Below are 16,010 nucleotides of genomic sequence, written 5' to 3'. Positions count from 1 at the left end.
ATGCCGCCGGGATCACCTGCTTCGCCCGCTCCCATCTGGATGCCGCGAATCCGCTGCGGCGCGCGGGCCGGCTGGGGGGCGGTGGCGGGCATCGAATACGGCTTGCAGGCGGCGGCGCTGCATGGCGCGCTGGCGGCCGGCGAGGTGCCGCAGCCGGCCGGCTATCTCGCCAGCCTGCGTGGCGTGGCGCTGCTGGCGGAGCGGCTGGACGACCCGGCGCTGGGCGCGTTGCGCGTCGCGGCCCGGCTGGAACGGCAGGAGGAGGGCGGATTGATCTACGGCTTCGAGATCGGCTCGGAGGCCGGGCGGATGCTGCTCTCCGGCCGCGCGGCGATCGCCCTGCCACGCCTGGCATGAAGCGGGCGCTGGTCACCGGCGGTGCCAGCCCGCTCGGCGCCGCCATCTGCCGCAGGCTGGCGGCGGAGGGGCTGCATGTGGTGGTGCATGCCCATGCCGGCCTGGCCCGGGCCGAGGCCCTGGCGGCGGAATTGCAGGCCGCCGGCGGCAGCGCCGAGGCGCTGGGCTGCGACCTCACGGATCTCGCCGCCACCCGCGCCGCCATGCTGCACCTGGCTGAAGCGGGCGTGCCGCAGGTGGTGGTGCACAATGCCGGCACGCACCAGGACGTGCCGATGGCCGGCATGAGCGAGGACCAGTGGCGCGGCGTGCTGGATGTCTCGCTCGGCGGTTTCTACGCGGCGGTGCAGCCCCTGCTGCTGCCGATGCTGGCGACCCGCTGGGGCCGCATCATCGCCGTCTCCTCCGTCACCGCGCTGCTCGGCAACCGCGGCCAGGTGAATTACGGCGCCGCCAAGGCCGGGCTGATCGGCGCGGTGAAATCCCTGGCGCGGGAGGTGGCGAGCCGTGGGGTGACGGTGAATGCCGTGGCGCCCGGCGTCATCGCCTCCCCCTGCCGTGGACGCCGCCCTGGACCCGAAGCGCATCGCCGAGATCGTGCCGATGAAGCGCGCCGGAAGGCCGGAGGAGGTGGCGGCGCTGGTCGGCTTCCTGGCCTCCGCCGAGGCCGGCTACATCACCGGCCAGGTCATCTCCATCAATGGCGGTATGGCCTGAACGGCGCGCCCGGCGGATTTCGGCCGAAGCGGCGGGCGGAACAAACCTGCCCGGCAGGAAACCGCCCGGGCCCGTGACGGTTGGGGCCTGGTGGTGTATCGGCCCGGGTGACCGTGCCGGTGACGTGGCCGGCCCCCCGGCGCAGCCCGCGCCACGGGCAATACCTTTGCTTCAGAGGCCAAGATGATCCGCCGTCGTGCATTCCTGGGCGCAAGCGCGCTGACGCTTCCCACGCTCTCCGCCGCCCGGGCGCAGGCCCCCGCCTTCCCGACGCGGCCGGTGCGCATCGTCGTGCCCTATGCGCCGGGCGGGGCCGTGGACCTCACCGCCCGCTTCCTGGGGGAGCGGCTGCAGCCCCAGCTCGGGCAGAACATCCTGGTGGACAACCGCGGCGGCGCCGGCGGCAACCTCGGCGCCGATGTGGTGGCCAAGGCCGAGAAGGATGGCTACACGACGCTGCTCGGCTCGGCCTCGATCCTCTGCGCCAACAAATTCCTTGTTCCGCCGTTCGATGCCGTTCGATCCCATGCGCGACCTGGCGCCGGTGACGCGGGTGACCACCGGGACGGTGCTGCTGGTCGTCAATTCCGGACCGGCCCTGGAAAACCTTCGCGGAGCTGATCGCCGCGGCGAAGAAGGACCCGGGCAAGATCACCATGGGCTCCTCCGGCACCGGCACGGTGAGCCACCTGACGCTTGAATCCCTGAAGCGCGCGGCCGGCGTGGACATCACCCATGTCCCCTATCGCGGCGGCGGGCCGGCCTTCCAGGACCTGCTGGCGGGCAATATCGACATGATGTTCGACGTCATCCCTGCCGCGATGCCGAATGTGCGGGAGGGCCGGTTCCGCCCGCTGGCGGTCGGCAGCGCCGAGCGCGTCACCTATGTCCCGGAACTGCGCGACGTGCCCGGCATGCGGGAACTGCTGCCGAGGTCCAACATGGACATCCAGAGCTGGTACGGGATCAACGTGCCGACCGGCACGCCGGACGACCGCATCGCCATCCTGCACCGGGCCATCACCGAGGTGGTGCGCTCCGATGCCTTCCGGCAGCGCATGGAACCGATCGGCTTCGCGCCCATCGCGGACGAGACGCCCGCGGCCTATGGCGCCTATATGCGCGAGCAGGAGAAGGTGTGGCAGGGCATGGTCGAGGCATCGGGCGCCACGATGGAATGATGGCGGCCCGGCGGGCAGGGGGCGGCTTGCATGGCCCCGCTGCCTGCCAGAGTGGATCGCCGCAGGGCGGAACCGCCCGGAGGCGTGAATCTGCGCTGCAAACAACAGCCTGCAGCGGCGTGGCGAACCATCAATTGGCACGCCGTTGCAGGTCAGCCCCCGCGGCGCCCGATCAGCCGCGCCAGCACCATCAGCGCCACGCCGAGCGCGACGACCCCGTAGGTTTCCGGGTCCGACCGGACGGCCCCGATGATGGCGGCCGGAACCCAGAGCAGCGCGTCCCAGCCGAAGAGATGTGCGCCGAGCCCGAGCGCCACCAGCGCGGCACCGATGGTCCATAGCCACCTGGCCATTCCTGCATCCCTTCGGGCCCCGTCGCTTCGCCCCGCTGCCTCAACCGCTCCGCCGCGCCCGGTCACGCTCGATCGCATCCTCCACCAGGCGGCGGTCGCGCGCCGCTGCCTGCCGGTTCCGCACCACCACCACGGCCCAGAGGACCGCGAGGCCCCAGGTCAGCAGCCCCGGCACGAAAGGCAGGATCAGCAGCACCAGCCCCAGCGCCCAGAGCAGCGCGTTGAACAGCGCCTGGAAGGGGCGGCCCGCCAGCAGGATCGCCACGGGTGGCGCGAGGAAGGCCAGGAGATACAGCATGTCTCCAGAACCATCGGGCCACGGCCCGGTTGCGTCCAGCCAAGAAGTGCCGGTGGCGCTTGACGGCGTGGCCAAGGTCACGGAAGCATTCCGCCCATGTCCGATCCCAATTCCCCCGACGTCGCCATCATCGGCGGCGGGCCCGCCGGCTCCACCGCCGCGGCGATGCTGGCCATGGCGGGGCGCCGCGTCACCCTGCTCGAGAAGTCGGCGCATCCCCGCTTCCACATCGGCGAAAGCCTGCTGCCGCGCAACCTCGACATCCTGGAGCGCCTGGGCGTGCTGGAGGAGGTGCGCGGCATCGGCGTCCACAAGCCCGGCGCGGAATCCGTCTCCGACCGCACCGGCCGCAGCGCCGCCTTTCCCTTCGCCAAGGCGCTGAACCGGTCGCGCACCCATGCCTGGCAGGTGAAGCGCTCCGAGTTCGACACGCTACTCTTCGCCAATGCCCGCCGGCGCGGCGCGACCATGCTCGAGAATACCCGCGTCACCGATATCCGCTTCGGCGCGGTGGGGGAGCGCCCGACCGTGCTGGCACGCGATGCCGCGGGCGCGGTGCTGGAGCTCAGGCCGCGCTACCTGCTCGATGCCTCGGGCCGCGACACCTTCCTCGCCGGCCGGATGCGGGTGAAGGATTCCAACAAGTACAACAACACCGCCGCCACCTATGCGCATTTCCGGGGCGTCGAGCGGCGCGGCGGCGAGCTCGATGGCTATATCAGCATCCACCTGGCCGAGGATGGCTGGTTCTGGCTGATCCCGCTGCCGGGCGACATCATGAGCATCGGCTTCGTCGGCAACCAGTCGGCCTGGAAGGGTCGAAAGGGCAGCGCGGCCGAGCTGTTCCTGGCGCGCATCGCCGGCAGCCCCACGGTCGCCGCCCGCAGCCGGGGGGGCGGAGATCGTCTCCGAGGTCTACAGCACCGGCAATTACAGCTACCGCGCCCGCCAGGGGCATGGCGACGGCTACCTCATGATCGGCGACGCCTATGGCTTCGTCGACCCGATGTTCTCGACCGGGGTGCTCATGGCGATGACCTCCGGCGAACTCGGCGCCGCGGCGGCCGATGCCTGGCTCGACGACCCGGCGCGCGGCCGCAGGCTGGCGGCCAGGACCAACCGCGAGCTGGCCCGTTCCATGGAGCGGATCAGTTGGCTGATCTACCGCGTCAACGACCCGGTCATGCGGTCGCTGTTCATGGCGCCGCGCAATACGCTCTGGATGCGCGACGGCATCATCAACATGCTCGCGGGCAACCTGTATGGCGAGTTGCGCGCCATCGTGCCGGTCCTGGCCTTCAAGACGGTGTACCAGGTGCTTTCGGCCCTGCACCGGATGGGCCTCGGCCCGGCCATGCCCGAGGCGATGCCGGCCGCGCCGCTGGGCGCCGCAGCGGCGGAGTGACGCGCCCGCCAGGGCGCCGGAGCATTCGGCGACCCGATCTGGCGGGGTGAGTCCGGCAGACGCTTCCCGCGCAGTTCCTGCTGATGACGGTCGCGATCCGCAACCATCTGCAAGCCGCGTCCTGCCGACCGGCCCCATAACCGGCACGAAGGATCGCGGACACGGTGGCCAGGCGCAATACCGTGTCTCGAAGGCTGATTCCCGAGAGATTCCCAGGCCGTGATCTTCCGGCGTGGGACCACCGCAACACTCGCGAGCAGGTGCTGTGCCATGTGTTGCAAGCCTGCTTCGGTGCCGCGTCATCCTGCGCTACCAGCGGCTGTCACCGGAACTGTATGACGCAACATTGGTTCTGCGCTGGCGTGCATTGCTGCGAGGAGGAAGATTTTGGCGGACGACGTGGATTGGAATGCGCTTGCTGCGCAGGTGATGGCCAATTACGAGGCCACCGGAAGCTGGTACGTGGGTGACGCAACCCCGCCTGTCTCACAGCCCGACCCCGTGCCGGAACCGGAGCAGCCCCCGCCCGTAGCGGAGCAGCCGCCGCCGGCCCCGGAACCGGCTCCTGTGGACTGGAATGCGATCGCTGCGCAGGTACTGGCCAATTACGAGGCCACCGGAAGCTGGTACATGGGTGACGCAACCCCACCTGTCACACCGTCCGATCCCGCGCCGGAACCGGAGCAGCCTCCGGCCCCGGGCACACCTGTGGAAGCGCGGCCAGGCTACACCGTCGTGCTGAGCGATGATTTCAGCAACGGCTATGACCATTCGCATTGGGGCGACCCCTTCCCGTTGCCCTACCCGAATGGCCCGTCCTCGAACGGCGCCTATATCTGGAACCCCGGCGACGTCAACGTGCGCGACGGCGAGATGCAGGTGACGATGACGCACCAGGCGGACGGGACCTGGACCACCAGCGGGTTCAATTCGTTCAAGGCAGGTGTGGGGATCCACTACGGCACGGTGGACTTCGATGCCCGCGTCGAGAGCGCGCAGGGCACCACGGCGGCGTTCCTCATGTGGCCGATGACGGATACCTGGCCGCCCGAGATCGACATCCTGGAGACGCCCAAGGGCGACGCGATGCATGTGCTCCACTGGGGCAACAGCAGCGCCGATGCCGATGTCATCATGGGCGGGCCAGATCCGTCGGACTGGCACCACTACACGCTGACCTGGCTGCCCGACCTCGTGAAGATCGAGACCGATGGCCAGTTGGTGGCGCAGTGGGATTACAATCCCCTGATGTGCCGATGGGGTTCGGCATGATGGGCTTTGTCGGAAGCGGTTGGGACGGCTGGATGGGCGGGACGCCCGACGCCTCCACCCCACCGATCGTCACGGCACATCTGGACAATGTCGTCATGGCGCAGTGGAACGGCATCGCCTGAGAAGGACGCCGCGGCGCGCTACCTGCTCGCGCGCCGCGGCGGGCCCTGCGACCACGACGCCGGGCGGACCTTTGGAGTAATCCCAAGGGCCGCTGGCCTTGGCCATCGGGCGCGGCGTCCGCTGCGCCGCCGATCGATCAGGCCATCAGAAGGGCAGCCGCAGGGTGGCGCCCGGCGAGGGCAGCCGGAACCCCTGCGGCTGGCGGGTATCCGGCGAGGGATCGCCGCTGTGGAAGGTTTCCCCCTGGCCAAGCAGCGTGGGCGTTGGCACGCCGAGGGAGAGGCGCGGCTGCGGCAACCGGTCCTCCAGGGGCGGGCGGGCATTGGTGCTCGGCACCGGCGCCGGCTCCAGCCCTGGAATCCGGGAGGGCGGCGGCGGGCCATCGATCATCGGCGGCGCGGGCGGCGGGCCGGGCGCGGCCCGGGCGGGAGGCGCGGGCCGCTGCCGCCGCCGGCGTGGCCGTTCCGCCGCCACTGCCTCCCGCCCCACCAGCAACGCCGCCATGCCGAGCAGCCAGCCCCGGCGCGTCACGCCTGCGCATCCTTCCCGCATGCCCGCATGGCGACAATGACGCGGCAGCGGGCGGCGGGTTCAGCCGGGCGCGCTGCCCGTCGCGCCGGAGCTCCGTGCCAGCAGCCGCAGCAGCCCATGCACGCCGCGGAGCGTCGGCGCCGGCAGGCCGAGATGCCCGGCCAGTTCCACCAGCCCGCCCAGCAGCGGGCCGATCTCCATGGTCCGCCCCGCCTCGAGGTCCTGCAGCATGGAGGTGCGGAAGGCGCCGAGGCGGCGGGTCACAGCGATGCGCTCCTCCGGGTCCCGGGCGATGGGCAGGCCGATGCGGGCGCCGATCTCCGCCATCTCCCGCATCATCGCCAGCACCAGGCCGCGCGCGCCCCCGTCGTCGAGCAGCGCCACCGCATCGGCGCGGGCCAGGGCGCTCAGCGGGTTCATGTTGGAATTGCCCCAGAGCTTCAGCCAGATCTCGGCGCGGATATCCTGAACCACCTCGGCCGGCACGCCGCCCGCCCGGAACTCCGCCGCCAGCGCCGCCACCACCTCGCCTCTGGTCCCGGAGGGGTCGCCGAGCAGCAGCCGGTCCGCCTGCAGCACCCGCACCTGCCCCGGCGCCTCCACCCGGCTCGCCACATGCGCGACGCCGCCGATCACCCGCCCGGCCGGCAGCGTCCGGGCCAGCGTGCCACCGGGATCGACGCCCTCCAGCGTCAGCCCCTCCGCCGGCCCACCGAAGCCTTCGAAGAACCACCAGGGGATGCCGTTCTGCACCGCCAGGACCAGCGTCTCCGGCCTGAGCAGCCGCAGGATCAGCGGCAGGGCACCCGGCAGGTCGTGGCTCTTCAGGCCGAGCAGCAGGAGATCGGCGCCGGCCAGGGCGGCCGGATCATCGCTGGCGGGCAGGCGGAAGGCCCGGCGCCGCTCGCCCTGCAACAGCACCAGCCCGTGCCCGCGGAGCGCCGCCAGGCTCGCGCCGCGGGCCAGCAGCCCCACCTGATGCCCCGCCTCCGCCAGCCCGGCGGCGAGCCAGCCGCCCACCGCCCCGGCGCCCAGCACCGTGATCCGCATCGCGCCCCTCCTGTCCCGCGCCGATCCGCGCCGCCCTCCGGTGCCGATCAGCTCCTGGGGGTGGAGGATAGGGCATGTCCGGCCGGAAGCGGGTGGGATGACCGGCAGGGGACACACCCCGTTTGGTTTCGATCGGTGCTTGGTGCGCCGGGGACCGATGCTTAGGCTGGCCGCATGCGAATCAGCCGCCTTGCCCCGCCGCCTGCCTTCGCGGACCATGCCCCCCGGCTGGGCTTGGCCGGCGGGGATGCCGCGGCTGCGGCGCATTCCTCACCCTCGGCTTGGTGCCGGAGGCCGCTGGTGCCGGGCACTGCCATGGCCTGCCCCGGCTGCCGCTGACTATGCAGGGACAGAGCGGGCCGGGGCGGCGCCGGGTCGTCCTGGCACTGGGCACCACCCAGACCTTCGCCTGGGCTTCGAGCTACTACCTGCCGGCCATCCTGGCGGTGCCGATGGCGGCCGAGCTAGGCCTGTCGCGCAGTTGGATCTTCGCCGCCTTCTCCGGCGCGCTGCTGCTGACCGCGCTGCTCGGGCCGCTGGCGGGCCGCGCCATCGATGCACGCGGCGGGCGGGATGTGCTGTGCCTCTCCAACCTGATCCTGGCGGCCGGGCTGGTGCTGCTGGGGCTGGCGCAGGGGCCGCTGCTGCTCGGCGCCGGCTGGGCGGTGCTGGGGGTCGGCATGGCCTTCGGGCTCTATGACGCCGCCTTCGCCACCCTGGCCGGGCTCTATGGGCGGGAGGCGCGGGGGCCGATCACCGGCATCACGCTGATCGCCGGCTTCGCCAGCACGGTGGGCTGGCCGGCCTCGGCGGCGATGGAGGCCGAGATCGGCTGGCGTGGCGCCTGCCTGGCCTGGGCGGCGCTGCACCTGCTGGTGGCGCTGCCGCTGAACCGGCTGCTGGTGCCGCCCGCCCCGCCGCCGGCCCCGCCCGGCACGCCGGAGGTCGCGGCCGCGCCGGCGCAGCGCGGCGCCATGGCGCTGCTGGCCTTCATCTTCGCGGTGGTGGGGCTGGTCTCGACCGGCATGGCGGCGCATCTGCCGCGGCTTTTGCAGGAGGCCGGCGCCACGGCGGCCGGCGCGGTGGCCGCGGGGGCGCTGATCGGCCCGGCGCAGGTGGCGGCCAGGCTTGGTGAATCCGCCTTGCAGCGGCATCTGCGGCCGCTCTCGGCGGCGCGGCTCGCCACCCTGCTGCATCCGATTGGCGCGGCGCTGCTGCTGGCGCTGGGCGGGCCCGCCGCGGCCGCCTTCGCGGTGCTGCACGGGGCGGGCAACGGGATGCTGACCATTGCCCGCGGCACCCTGCCGCTCGCGCTGTTCGGGCCGGCGGGGTATGGGCTGCGGACCGGGCTGCTGGCCGCCCCGGCGCGGCTCGCCCAGGCCGCCGCGCCGCTGCTCTTCGGCGTGCTGCTGGATGCCTGGGGGGCGGGCATGCTGCTGGTCTCCGCCGGGCTCGGCCTCGCCTCGCTGGCGGCGCTGCTGGTGCTGCGGATGCCGCGCGCAGTGACGCCGGCGCGGTGAGCGGCCGGTTGCCGCCTGCTCCGGCATCGTCATGCTCCTCCGCTCCTGATCGGCTGCGCGGGGCCAGGATGCCGCCATTGCATGGCGTGGCCTGGACGGCACAGGGGCGCGGGATCCCGGGATGCCCCGGGGCAGGAATCGTTTTGCGGGCAACGGCCGCGTGATATGGGCGTTGCGGCATTGCACGGGACAAATTGTCGAGCAGGAGCCTGAAGGATGGAAGCCCGGGAGACGAGGTGGCGCGGCGCGGCAGGAAGGGCAGACAATTCGGCGTTTCGCGCCGGCGCGTATTTCCCTGAGGCTGCCGGCTGCTGAATCTGGCAAGCTGGCACCACGACTCGCAACTTCACAGCATTCAATGGCGGGCATCATGGCCGATGGCAATTACTCCCCCGAGGAACACCCCCTGCGCTTCGACCTGCTGACCGCCAACCCGGTCTACAAGCCCTTTCGCTACCCCTGGGCCTATGACGCCTGGCTGACGCAGCAGCGCGTGCATTGGCTGCCGGAGGAGGTGCCGCTCGCCGATGACGTGAAGGACTGGCAGAGGAACCTCAGCGCCGCCGAACGGAACCTGCTGACGCAGATCTTCCGCTTCTTCACCCAGGCGGATGTCGAGGTGAACAACTGCTACATGAAGCAGTATTCCCAGGTGTTCAAGCCGACCGAGGTGCTGATGATGCTCTCGGCTTTCTCGAACATCGAGACCATCCACATCGCCGCCTATTCCCACCTGCTGGACACGGTGGGAATGCCGGAGATGGAGTACTCGGCCTTCCTCAAATACAAGGAGATGAAGGACAAGTACGACTACATGCACGGCTTCACGGTGGACAGCAAACCGGAGATCGCCAAGACCCTGGCCGCCTTCGGCGCCTTCACCGAGGGGCTGCAGCTTTTCGCCTCCTTCGCCATCCTCATGAACTTCCCCCGCTTTAACAAGATGAAGGGGATGGGGCAGATCATCTCCTGGTCGGTGCGGGACGAGACGCTGCATTGCCTCTCCATGATCCGGCTGTTCCGCACCTTCGTGCAGGAGAACCCGGAGATCTGGACCGAGGAATTGCGCCGCGACATCTATCTCATCTGCGCCACCATCGTGAACCACGAGGACGCCTTCATCGACCTGGCCTTCGAACTGGGCGGCGTCCAGGGCCTCGATGCCGCGGATACCAAGCAGTACATCCGCTTCATCGCCGATCGGCGGCTGCAGCAGCTTGGCCTGCAACCGCTCTTCCACATCGAGAAGAACCCGCTGCCCTGGCTCGACGAGATGCTGAACGCGGTCGAGCACACCAATTTCTTCGAGAACCGCGCCACCGAATATTCCAAGGCCAGCACCTCGGGCACCTGGGAGGAGGCCTTCTCGGACAGCACCTTCTCCTCGCCGCAACCGGCCGGCGCGATCCTGGAAGCCACGCCGCGGCACTGAGCCGCGGGGGCGCCGGGGCCGCCATACCGGTTTCGGCGCACCGGAAAACAACGGCTTGGTGGCCTGCCTGTCCCTGAAATTCGCGGGCGAAGTTCAGGGGCAGGCCACTGGCGTCTGGCCGTGATCCGTCTTGCCCTGGCGGTTGCGGCCAGTCGCGGCTATCTAGCCTGCCATGCTCCGTACGATCCGCCTCTTCTCCCTTGTTCCTGGCCCTGCTGGTAGGCGGGGTCTGGGCCTATGCCTGGGTGACCCGTGCCCCGGGGGGAGGGGCTGGCGGAGGCTTTCGCGGGCCGGCTTGGCATGCTCTTCGGGGGGGCAGCAGGCGCCCATCCCCTCGGCCGGTGGCATCCAGCTTCCCCAGGGCACCTCGCTCGGCGGGCCCTTCAGCCTGACCGACCAGACCGGCCGGGCGGTGACGGAGCGCGACTTCGCCGGGGGCTGGATGCTGATCTATTTCGGCTATACCTACTGCCCGGATGTCTGCCCGACCGAACTCGGCACCATGGCCGCCGCGGTGGATGCCATGGGCGCCGCCGGCGAGAAGGTGGTGCCGGCCCTCATCACGATCGATCCGCAGCGGGATACGCCGGCGCAACTCGCCGATTACGTCGCCCGCTTCCATCCGCGCATGCTGGGGCTGACCGGCACGCCGGAGCAGGTGGCGGAAGTGGCGCGGCGCTACCGGGTCTATTTCGCACGGGTGCAGCGGGCGGAGATGACGGACTACCTGATGGACCATTCCAGCTTCATCTACCTGGTCGGACCCGATGCGCGGGTGCGGTCGCTGTTCCGGCCGGAGATGCGGCCGGAGGACATCGCCGCCGCGGTAGCGGCGCAAATGGGTGGGGCGGCGCGCAGGAACAGTTGACGCGACCGCATCGCATGGTCGACCAATGCGTTTGTGTTTCATATCTGCTGGCCCGTTCCGCAGCGCTGCGGCGGTCCAGGGCAGGGGGGCCGGCATGATGGACGAGGACACGGAACAGGACGGGCCGCGCGACGGGGCGCGCAGCGCCAATGCGCCGCGGCACAGCCGCCGCCTGTCCGACAAGATCCTGATCGCCTTCCACCACGCCTGCGACCAGGCGGATTACGAGGTGGCCGAGCAATTGCTCCGCATCCTGGAAATGATGCTGACGCGTCGCCCGACCTCGCCCGACACCAACCGGCGCCGGAACATGGAGAGCCTGGTCGCGGCGCATGAGCGGCTCTGGCACCTCCGCCACCCCGAGGCCAGCGACCGCTAGATCCTCCCTCCGCCAGCCGGGGGGCGGCTCTCGGGACGCATCGCGCCAGGGCCGCGGGCACCAGGGCCGGGCAGCAGCAGGAGGCGGGTATGGAACTCAGCGCGACCGAGGCCGGCGCAGGCGATCCCGTGCTGCTGCTGCATGGGCTCTTCGGCTCGGCCGGGAATTGGGGCGCGATCGGCAAGCGGCTGGCGGCGGGGCATCGGGTGATCGCGGCCGATCTCCGCAACCACGGGGCCTCACCCCACGCTGCCGCCATGGACTACCCGGCGATGGCGGCGGATGTGGCGGAGACGCTGGCGGCGCGGGGCGCCATGCCGGCCGCGGTGCTCGGCCACAGCATGGGCGGCAAGGTGGCCATGGCGCTGGCCCTGGCGCGCCCCGGCCTGGTCACGCGCCTGGTGGTGGCGGATATCGCCCCGGTCGCCTATCCGCCGTCGCTGCGCGGCTATGTCGAGGCCATGCAGGCGCTGCCGCTGCGCGCCGGCCTGACGCGGCGGGAGGCCGATGCGGCGCTGGTAGCGGCGGTGCCGGAGCCCGGCATCCGCGGCTTCCTGCTGCAGAATCTGCGCTTCGGGCAGGACCCGCCCGAATGGCGCCTCGGCCTGGCGGAGATCGCCGCCGCCATGCCGGTGATCGAGGGCTTCCCGGAATTCGGCACCCCCTATCCCGGCCCGACCCTGGTGCTGGCCGGCGAGCGTTCGCGCTACATCCGGCCGGAGCACCATGCCCGCATCCGAGCCCTCTTCCCCGATGCCCGCTTCGCCACCGTGCCCGGCGCCGGCCATTGGGTACATTCGGAGAATCCGGAGGGCTTCCTGGCGCTGATCGAGCCCTTCCTGGCAGGCGGCTGACGCCTTTATTGCGGCTTGAAGACGCTGCGCTTCGCCGCATCCGCGGCGCGCCAGAGATACCAGGCGGCGGCGCTGCGCCAGGGGCCCCAGGCCAGGCCGATCTCGGCCAGGGCCTTGGGCTTCGGCTGCTCATCCAGGCCGGCGGCGACGCGCCAGCCCTCGCGCACGCCGAAATCATCCACCGGCAGCACATCGGGGCGGCCGAGCGTGAAGATCAGCAGCATCTCCACCGTCCAGCGGCCGACGCCGCGGATCGCCACCAGCCGCTCGATCAGCGCCGCATCCGAGAGGCCAGCGCAGCCCTCCCGCGTCGGCACCAACCCGCCGGCCGCCTTCTCGGCGATGTCGCGGATGGCGGCCACCTTGCTGCCGGAGAAGCCGCAGGTGCGCATCGCCTCCGGCGGCAGGGCCAGCACCAAGCCGGGCGGCGGGAAGGCATGGCCCGGAAACAGCGCGAGGAAGCGGCCGAGAATGGCTTCCGCCGCGCGACCATGCACCTGCTGATGCGCGATGGCGCGCACCAGCGCCTCATAGGGTTCGCGCGGTACTGGCTCCAGCGTGCAGGGGCCGATCTGGCGGATGACGCGCTTCAGCACCGGGTCGCGCCGCAGGTGCCGCAGCGCGCCGGCCCATTCGGCCCGGGGCTTGCCCGGGGCCGCGAGGGCGGCGGCACCGCCGACGAGTTCGACCATCAGCGGCTCCGACGCAGGGACATCAATCCACCGAAAGCTTCGCGTCGCGGGCCAATTGGGTCCAGCGCGCGTGCTCCCGCTCCAGCCATTGCGGCAGTTCCGCCGTGGGCACGACCAGGGGATCGACGAAGGCGCCGCGCAGCCGCTGCTGGGTGGTCTCGTCCATCGCCTGGTTGAAGGCGGACTGCAGCCGCGCCAGCACCTCGGGCGGCGTGCGGCGATGGACGAAAAGGGCGTTCCAGACCGGCAGGTCGTAGCCGGCGATCCCCGCCTCCTGCAAGGTCGGCACATCGGGCAGGGCGGAGGCGCGGCGGCCGGTGGTGACGGCCAGCGCCCGGAAGGCGCCCGCCCGGATCTGCGTGGTGGAGGTGGCGGTGGTGTCGAAGAGGAAGTCGAATTCTCCCGCGAGCAATGCCGCCACCGCCGGCGAGGAGCCGCGATAGGGCACGTGCACCGCCTCGAACCCCGCCGCTTTCATGAACATCACCGCCGAGAGATGCGAGGAACTGCCATTGCCGACCGAGCCATAGATCAGATTGCCGCGCTTGCCCCTCGCCACCAGCTCGGCCACGGATTTCACGTCCAGCCGGGAAGGGTTCACCGAAAGCACATTCGCCATGTCGGCGATGGTGCCGATGGTGGCGAAGTCCCGCACCGCATCGACGCCGGAATTGGCATAGAGCACCGGGTTCACCCCATGCGTCGCGGCGGTGCCGAGCAGCAGGGTATAGCCGTCCGGATCGGCCTGGGCCGCGGCCTGCACGCCGATATTGCCGCCGGCGCCGGCCCGGTTCTCCACCACCACCGGCTGACCGAGGCGCACCCCCAGCGGCTCCGCCATGATGCGGCCCATGAGGTCGGTCACGCCGCCCGGCGGATAGGTGACGATGATGCGCAGCGGCCGGTTGGGGAAGCCTGGCTGCGCATGCAGGGCGGGCGCGGCCAGCAGCCCGGCCAAGGGGGCACCGAGCAAGGCGCGTCGTGTGGTCATGTGTTCTTTTCCTCCCGGCGTCCACTGATAGAGACGTAGCGCGGCCGGCCTAGCGCAGCAACCACACCGCCAGCGAGCCCAGCCCCACCACCAGCGCCATCGAGGGCAGCAGCAGCCGCCAGATCTGCCCCGGCCGCGTCCCGTCGGCCAGCAGGCCGCAGATCAGGGCCAGCACGCCGACGCTCATGCCCGCGCCCGCGCCGCCGGCGAATGTGCAGGCCCGGCGCAAGCGCCGCCGGCAGGCCCGCCGCCTGGCCGAGCCCCGCCTGCACCGGCATCAGCGCCGCATTCGATCCTACATTGCTGCCGGTGATCATGCCGGAGAGCAGCCCCATCGGCGTGATCGCATAGGGCGCCAGCGGCCCGAGCCCCGCCACCGCCGCCGCCGCCAGCGCCGCCGCCGCGCCGCTGCCCGCCAGCACCCGCCCCAGCACCACATAGAGCAGCATGGCCAGCGCCGGCCGCAGCGCCCGCCGCAGCGCCGCCCCCGCCCGGGGCCCGCCATCCCGGTGCCGCAGCAGCAGCGCCGCCGAGACCAGCCACAGCACCACGGCCACATGGGTCAGCGGCAGGCCCGGGAATTCGGCGAAGGGCCGGAAGGCCGGCGCATCCCGCCAGAGCCGCGCCAGCAGCAGGCAGGCGGTGAGCAGCAGATAGGGCGCGGCGGCGCCGAGCGCGGCCACCAGGTCGCGCGGCGGGTCGGCCCGCCACAGCGCCCAGACCAGCACCGGGCCGCTGGCGAGAATCCCCGCCACCTCGAAGGGCAAAGTGAGGTTCGCCAGGATCAGCAGCGTGGCCATGCTGCCCAGCATGGCAAGCTGCACGGCGCGCTCCCGCCCCGCCACCGGCACCCCGGCCCGCGCCGAAAGCCCCCAGAGCACCGGCCCCATCAGCACCAGCCAGGCGGCATTCGGCCAGGCCGCCACCATTGCCACCTGCTGCGCCGGCACCCCCGCCAGCACCGCGCCGAGCGCTGTCCCCGGCCCCAGCCCGCCCCAGGGCACCAGCACCAGCGCCTGCAGGGCCAGCGCCCCGGCCACGGCGCCGGAGCCCGGCGGGTGCGGCCGGGCGCCATCGCGCCCATGGTCATCCGCCCCGATCCCCATGCCGCGCAGCGCCGTCAGCGCAAAGACCGCGCCCACCGCGAAGCCGGTCACGCTCTCCAGGAAGGCGCCCATGGGCAGGGTGACGGCGAAGACGCGGGCGGCGGTGGCGGGGCGGGGCGCCGGCGCCCCATCGCCCGAGACCGCGGCATGGAACAGCAACCCGCCCGCCACCACCGCCACCGGTTGCAGCGCCAGGAAGGCGCCGCGCAGCACCTCCATCGCCAGGAAGCCCGGCAGCGCCGTGCCCGCGGGCAGCGAGACCAGCGCCGCCGGCACCGCCGCCACCAACGCCACCAGGCAGGCACCGACCGGCCCGGCCCGGCCGCTGCCGAGCAGCAACAGGAGAAGCAGCAGGGGCAGGGCCTGGAGCAGCAGGGTCATGCCGGCATCCTTGCCGGGGCGGGCCGCTCGCGCCAGGGTGGGGCCTGCATGACAGCCCCGAGCCTCTATGCCGCCTATGGCAGCAATCTCTGGTATGCGCAGATGGCGCGGCGCTGCCCCGGCGCCACGGTGGCGGGGCAGGCGCTGCTGCCCGGCTGGCGCCTGGTGCTGCGCCGCTTCGCCCTGGTCGAGCCCGACCCCGCCGCCGCCTGCCCGATCGGGCTATGGCATGTGACGCCCGGGCACCTGGCGGCGCTGGACCGCTACGAAGGCCCGCATTGCTACCGGCGTGACAGGCTGGCCCTGCCGGCGCCCGTGGCGGGTCTCGGCGAGGCCTGGATCTATCACGAGATCATCGACCGCCCCGGCCCGCCAGCCGCGGAATACATCCGGCGCCTGCGCGACGGCTACCGCGACTTCGGCTTCGACCCCGCCCCGCTGGAGGCCGCGCTGGCAGCCGCGTGCCGCGTGGCATAGGCCGCGCTGCCCAGGGCCAGCCC

At 71.8% G+C, this 16,010-nt stretch carries 19 protein-coding genes and 1 pseudogene; 13 read left to right on the top strand and 7 right to left on the bottom strand.

What is annotated here, in order from left to right:
- Nucleotides 1–39 precede the first annotated feature (39 nt).
- The 5 genes and pseudogenes from KSF81_RS31220 (at nt 40) to KSF81_RS30625 (ending at nt 2,255) form a co-directional block, all read left to right on the top strand.
- On the top strand, nt 40–357 hold the full coding sequence (locus KSF81_RS31220; RefSeq protein ID WP_217381477.1) for a hypothetical protein: 318 nt from the start codon (nt 40–42) through the stop codon (nt 355–357).
- Nucleotides 354–872, top strand: a pseudogene (locus KSF81_RS26320) (SDR family oxidoreductase); the annotation flags it as partial. The gene KSF81_RS31220 and the pseudogene KSF81_RS26320, both read left to right, overlap by 4 nt.
- 7 nt (nt 873–879) lie before the next feature.
- Nucleotides 880–1,074 (top strand): SDR family oxidoreductase, encoded by a 195-nt coding sequence (locus KSF81_RS31695; RefSeq protein ID WP_309139755.1) that lies wholly within the window; start codon nt 880–882, stop codon nt 1,072–1,074.
- 183 nt (nt 1,075–1,257) lie between these two features.
- On the top strand, nt 1,258–1,695 hold the full coding sequence (locus tag KSF81_RS30630; protein ID WP_254453762.1) for a tripartite tricarboxylate transporter substrate binding protein: 438 nt from the start codon (nt 1,258–1,260) through the stop codon (nt 1,693–1,695).
- Nucleotides 1,659–2,255: a tripartite tricarboxylate transporter substrate binding protein gene (locus KSF81_RS30625; protein ID WP_309139754.1), complete on the top strand. Its 597-nt coding sequence runs from the start codon at nt 1,659–1,661 to the stop codon at nt 2,253–2,255. Before KSF81_RS30630 ends, KSF81_RS30625 begins: the two co-directional genes overlap by 37 nt.
- A gap of 152 nt (nt 2,256–2,407) precedes the next feature.
- On the opposite strand, the gene KSF81_RS26310 is transcribed toward KSF81_RS30625, so the two are convergent.
- Together KSF81_RS26310 and KSF81_RS26305 are read right to left on the bottom strand one after the other, a co-directional pair.
- On the bottom strand, nt 2,408–2,608 hold the full coding sequence (locus KSF81_RS26310; RefSeq protein ID WP_217377219.1) for a hypothetical protein: 201 nt from the start codon (nt 2,606–2,608) through the stop codon (nt 2,408–2,410).
- 40 nt (nt 2,609–2,648) lie between these two features.
- Nucleotides 2,649–2,906: a hypothetical protein gene (locus tag KSF81_RS26305; protein WP_217377218.1), complete on the bottom strand. Its 258-nt coding sequence runs from the start codon at nt 2,904–2,906 to the stop codon at nt 2,649–2,651.
- Nucleotides 2,907–3,002: 96 nt separating this feature from the next.
- Here KSF81_RS26305 and KSF81_RS32525 point away from each other — a divergent pair, with 96 nt between their 5' ends.
- Entirely contained in the window at nt 3,003–4,361 is a 1,359-nt protein-coding gene (locus KSF81_RS32525; protein ID WP_375293359.1) for an NAD(P)/FAD-dependent oxidoreductase, read from the top strand.
- 337 nt (nt 4,362–4,698) lie between these two features.
- Nucleotides 4,699–5,583 (top strand): family 16 glycosylhydrolase, encoded by an 885-nt coding sequence (locus KSF81_RS26295; RefSeq protein ID WP_217381476.1) that lies wholly within the window; start codon nt 4,699–4,701, stop codon nt 5,581–5,583.
- 267 nt (nt 5,584–5,850) lie between these two features.
- On the opposite strand, the gene KSF81_RS26290 is transcribed toward KSF81_RS26295, so the two are convergent.
- Entirely contained in the window at nt 5,851–6,237 is a 387-nt protein-coding gene (locus KSF81_RS26290; RefSeq protein WP_217377215.1) for a hypothetical protein, read from the bottom strand.
- 60 nt (nt 6,238–6,297) lie between these two features.
- The gene (locus KSF81_RS26285; RefSeq protein ID WP_217381475.1) at nt 6,298–7,287 is read right to left on the bottom strand and encodes a ketopantoate reductase family protein; all 990 of its coding nucleotides are present in this window, start codon (nt 7,285–7,287) and stop codon (nt 6,298–6,300) included.
- A gap of 341 nt (nt 7,288–7,628) precedes the next feature.
- Between KSF81_RS26285 and KSF81_RS26280 the strand changes: the two genes are divergently transcribed.
- The 5 genes from KSF81_RS26280 to KSF81_RS26260 all read left to right on the top strand — a co-directional run bounded on the left by KSF81_RS26280 (nt 7,629) and on the right by KSF81_RS26260 (nt 12,340).
- Complete coding sequence (locus tag KSF81_RS26280) at nt 7,629–8,807, top strand: MFS transporter (RefSeq protein WP_217381474.1); 1,179 nt, start codon at nt 7,629–7,631, stop codon at nt 8,805–8,807.
- A gap of 358 nt (nt 8,808–9,165) precedes the next feature.
- Entirely contained in the window at nt 9,166–10,239 is a 1,074-nt protein-coding gene (locus KSF81_RS26275) for a ribonucleotide-diphosphate reductase subunit beta (protein ID WP_375293291.1), read from the top strand.
- A gap of 295 nt (nt 10,240–10,534) precedes the next feature.
- On the top strand, nt 10,535–11,107 hold the full coding sequence (locus KSF81_RS26270) for an SCO family protein (RefSeq protein ID WP_254453761.1): 573 nt from the start codon (nt 10,535–10,537) through the stop codon (nt 11,105–11,107).
- A gap of 97 nt (nt 11,108–11,204) precedes the next feature.
- Entirely contained in the window at nt 11,205–11,486 is a 282-nt protein-coding gene (locus tag KSF81_RS26265) for a hypothetical protein (protein WP_217381496.1), read from the top strand.
- Nucleotides 11,487–11,575: 89 nt separating this feature from the next.
- Complete coding sequence (locus tag KSF81_RS26260; protein WP_217381472.1) at nt 11,576–12,340, top strand: alpha/beta fold hydrolase; 765 nt, start codon at nt 11,576–11,578, stop codon at nt 12,338–12,340.
- Between the two features lie 5 nt (nt 12,341–12,345).
- Here the strand turns inward: KSF81_RS26260 and KSF81_RS26255 are convergent, their stop codons facing one another.
- From KSF81_RS26255 to KSF81_RS26245, 3 genes are read right to left on the bottom strand one after another with little or no spacing between them, the layout of a single operon-like run.
- Nucleotides 12,346–13,032 (bottom strand): DNA-3-methyladenine glycosylase, encoded by a 687-nt coding sequence (locus KSF81_RS26255; RefSeq protein ID WP_217377211.1) that lies wholly within the window; start codon nt 13,030–13,032, stop codon nt 12,346–12,348.
- A gap of 22 nt (nt 13,033–13,054) precedes the next feature.
- Nucleotides 13,055–14,023, bottom strand: coding sequence for a tripartite tricarboxylate transporter substrate binding protein (locus KSF81_RS26250; RefSeq protein ID WP_217377210.1), 969 nt, complete (start codon nt 14,021–14,023; stop codon nt 13,055–13,057).
- A complete protein-coding gene (locus KSF81_RS26245) occupies nt 14,020–15,510 on the bottom strand; it encodes a hypothetical protein (protein WP_217381471.1) in 1,491 nt (496 codons plus the stop codon). The genes KSF81_RS26250 and KSF81_RS26245 overlap by 4 nt, the downstream gene beginning before the upstream one ends.
- 48 nt (nt 15,511–15,558) lie before the next feature.
- On the opposite strand from KSF81_RS26245, the gene KSF81_RS26240 reads away from it, so the two are divergent.
- Nucleotides 15,559–15,987: a gamma-glutamylcyclotransferase family protein gene (locus KSF81_RS26240; RefSeq protein WP_217377207.1), complete on the top strand. Its 429-nt coding sequence runs from the start codon at nt 15,559–15,561 to the stop codon at nt 15,985–15,987.
- The last annotated feature ends 23 nt before the right edge of the window (nt 15,988–16,010 follow it).

It is taken from the genome of Siccirubricoccus sp. G192, from assembly GCF_019084075.1.
Lineage (GTDB): Bacteria > Pseudomonadota > Alphaproteobacteria > Acetobacterales > Acetobacteraceae > G192.
The sequence above is the reverse complement of the archived record's forward strand: the minus strand, read 5'-3'. Positions and strand labels throughout refer to the sequence as shown.

What these genes read in the sequence shown, in the direction of transcription:
- KSF81_RS26275 (WP_375293291.1), top strand. Translation starts at nt 9,166, where the DNA reads ATGGCGGGCATCATGGCCGATGGCAATTACTCCCCCGAGGAACACCCC.
- KSF81_RS31220 (WP_217381477.1), top strand. Translation starts at nt 40, where the DNA reads ATGCCGCGAATCCGCTGCGGCGCGCGGGCCGGCTGGGGGGCGGTGGCG.
- KSF81_RS31695 (WP_309139755.1), top strand. Translation starts at nt 880, where the DNA reads ATGCCGTGGCGCCCGGCGTCATCGCCTCCCCCTGCCGTGGACGCCGCC.
- KSF81_RS26250 (WP_217377210.1), bottom strand. Translation starts at nt 14,023, where the DNA reads ATGACCACACGACGCGCCTTGCTCGGTGCCCCCTTGGCCGGGCTGCTG.
- KSF81_RS26280 (WP_217381474.1), top strand. Translation starts at nt 7,629, where the DNA reads ATGCAGGGACAGAGCGGGCCGGGGCGGCGCCGGGTCGTCCTGGCACTG.
- KSF81_RS26255 (WP_217377211.1), bottom strand. Translation starts at nt 13,032, where the DNA reads ATGGTCGAACTCGTCGGCGGTGCCGCCGCCCTCGCGGCCCCGGGCAAG.
- KSF81_RS26265 (WP_217381496.1), top strand. Translation starts at nt 11,205, where the DNA reads ATGGACGAGGACACGGAACAGGACGGGCCGCGCGACGGGGCGCGCAGC.
- KSF81_RS26245 (WP_217381471.1), bottom strand. Translation starts at nt 15,510, where the DNA reads ATGACCCTGCTGCTCCAGGCCCTGCCCCTGCTGCTTCTCCTGTTGCTG.
- KSF81_RS32525 (WP_375293359.1), top strand. Translation starts at nt 3,003, where the DNA reads ATGTCCGATCCCAATTCCCCCGACGTCGCCATCATCGGCGGCGGGCCC.
- KSF81_RS26310 (WP_217377219.1), bottom strand. Translation starts at nt 2,608, where the DNA reads ATGGCCAGGTGGCTATGGACCATCGGTGCCGCGCTGGTGGCGCTCGGG.
- KSF81_RS26240 (WP_217377207.1), top strand. Translation starts at nt 15,559, where the DNA reads ATGACAGCCCCGAGCCTCTATGCCGCCTATGGCAGCAATCTCTGGTAT.
- KSF81_RS26305 (WP_217377218.1), bottom strand. Translation starts at nt 2,906, where the DNA reads ATGCTGTATCTCCTGGCCTTCCTCGCGCCACCCGTGGCGATCCTGCTG.
- KSF81_RS30630 (WP_254453762.1), top strand. Translation starts at nt 1,258, where the DNA reads ATGATCCGCCGTCGTGCATTCCTGGGCGCAAGCGCGCTGACGCTTCCC.
- KSF81_RS26285 (WP_217381475.1), bottom strand. Translation starts at nt 7,287, where the DNA reads ATGCGGATCACGGTGCTGGGCGCCGGGGCGGTGGGCGGCTGGCTCGCC.
- KSF81_RS26260 (WP_217381472.1), top strand. Translation starts at nt 11,576, where the DNA reads ATGGAACTCAGCGCGACCGAGGCCGGCGCAGGCGATCCCGTGCTGCTG.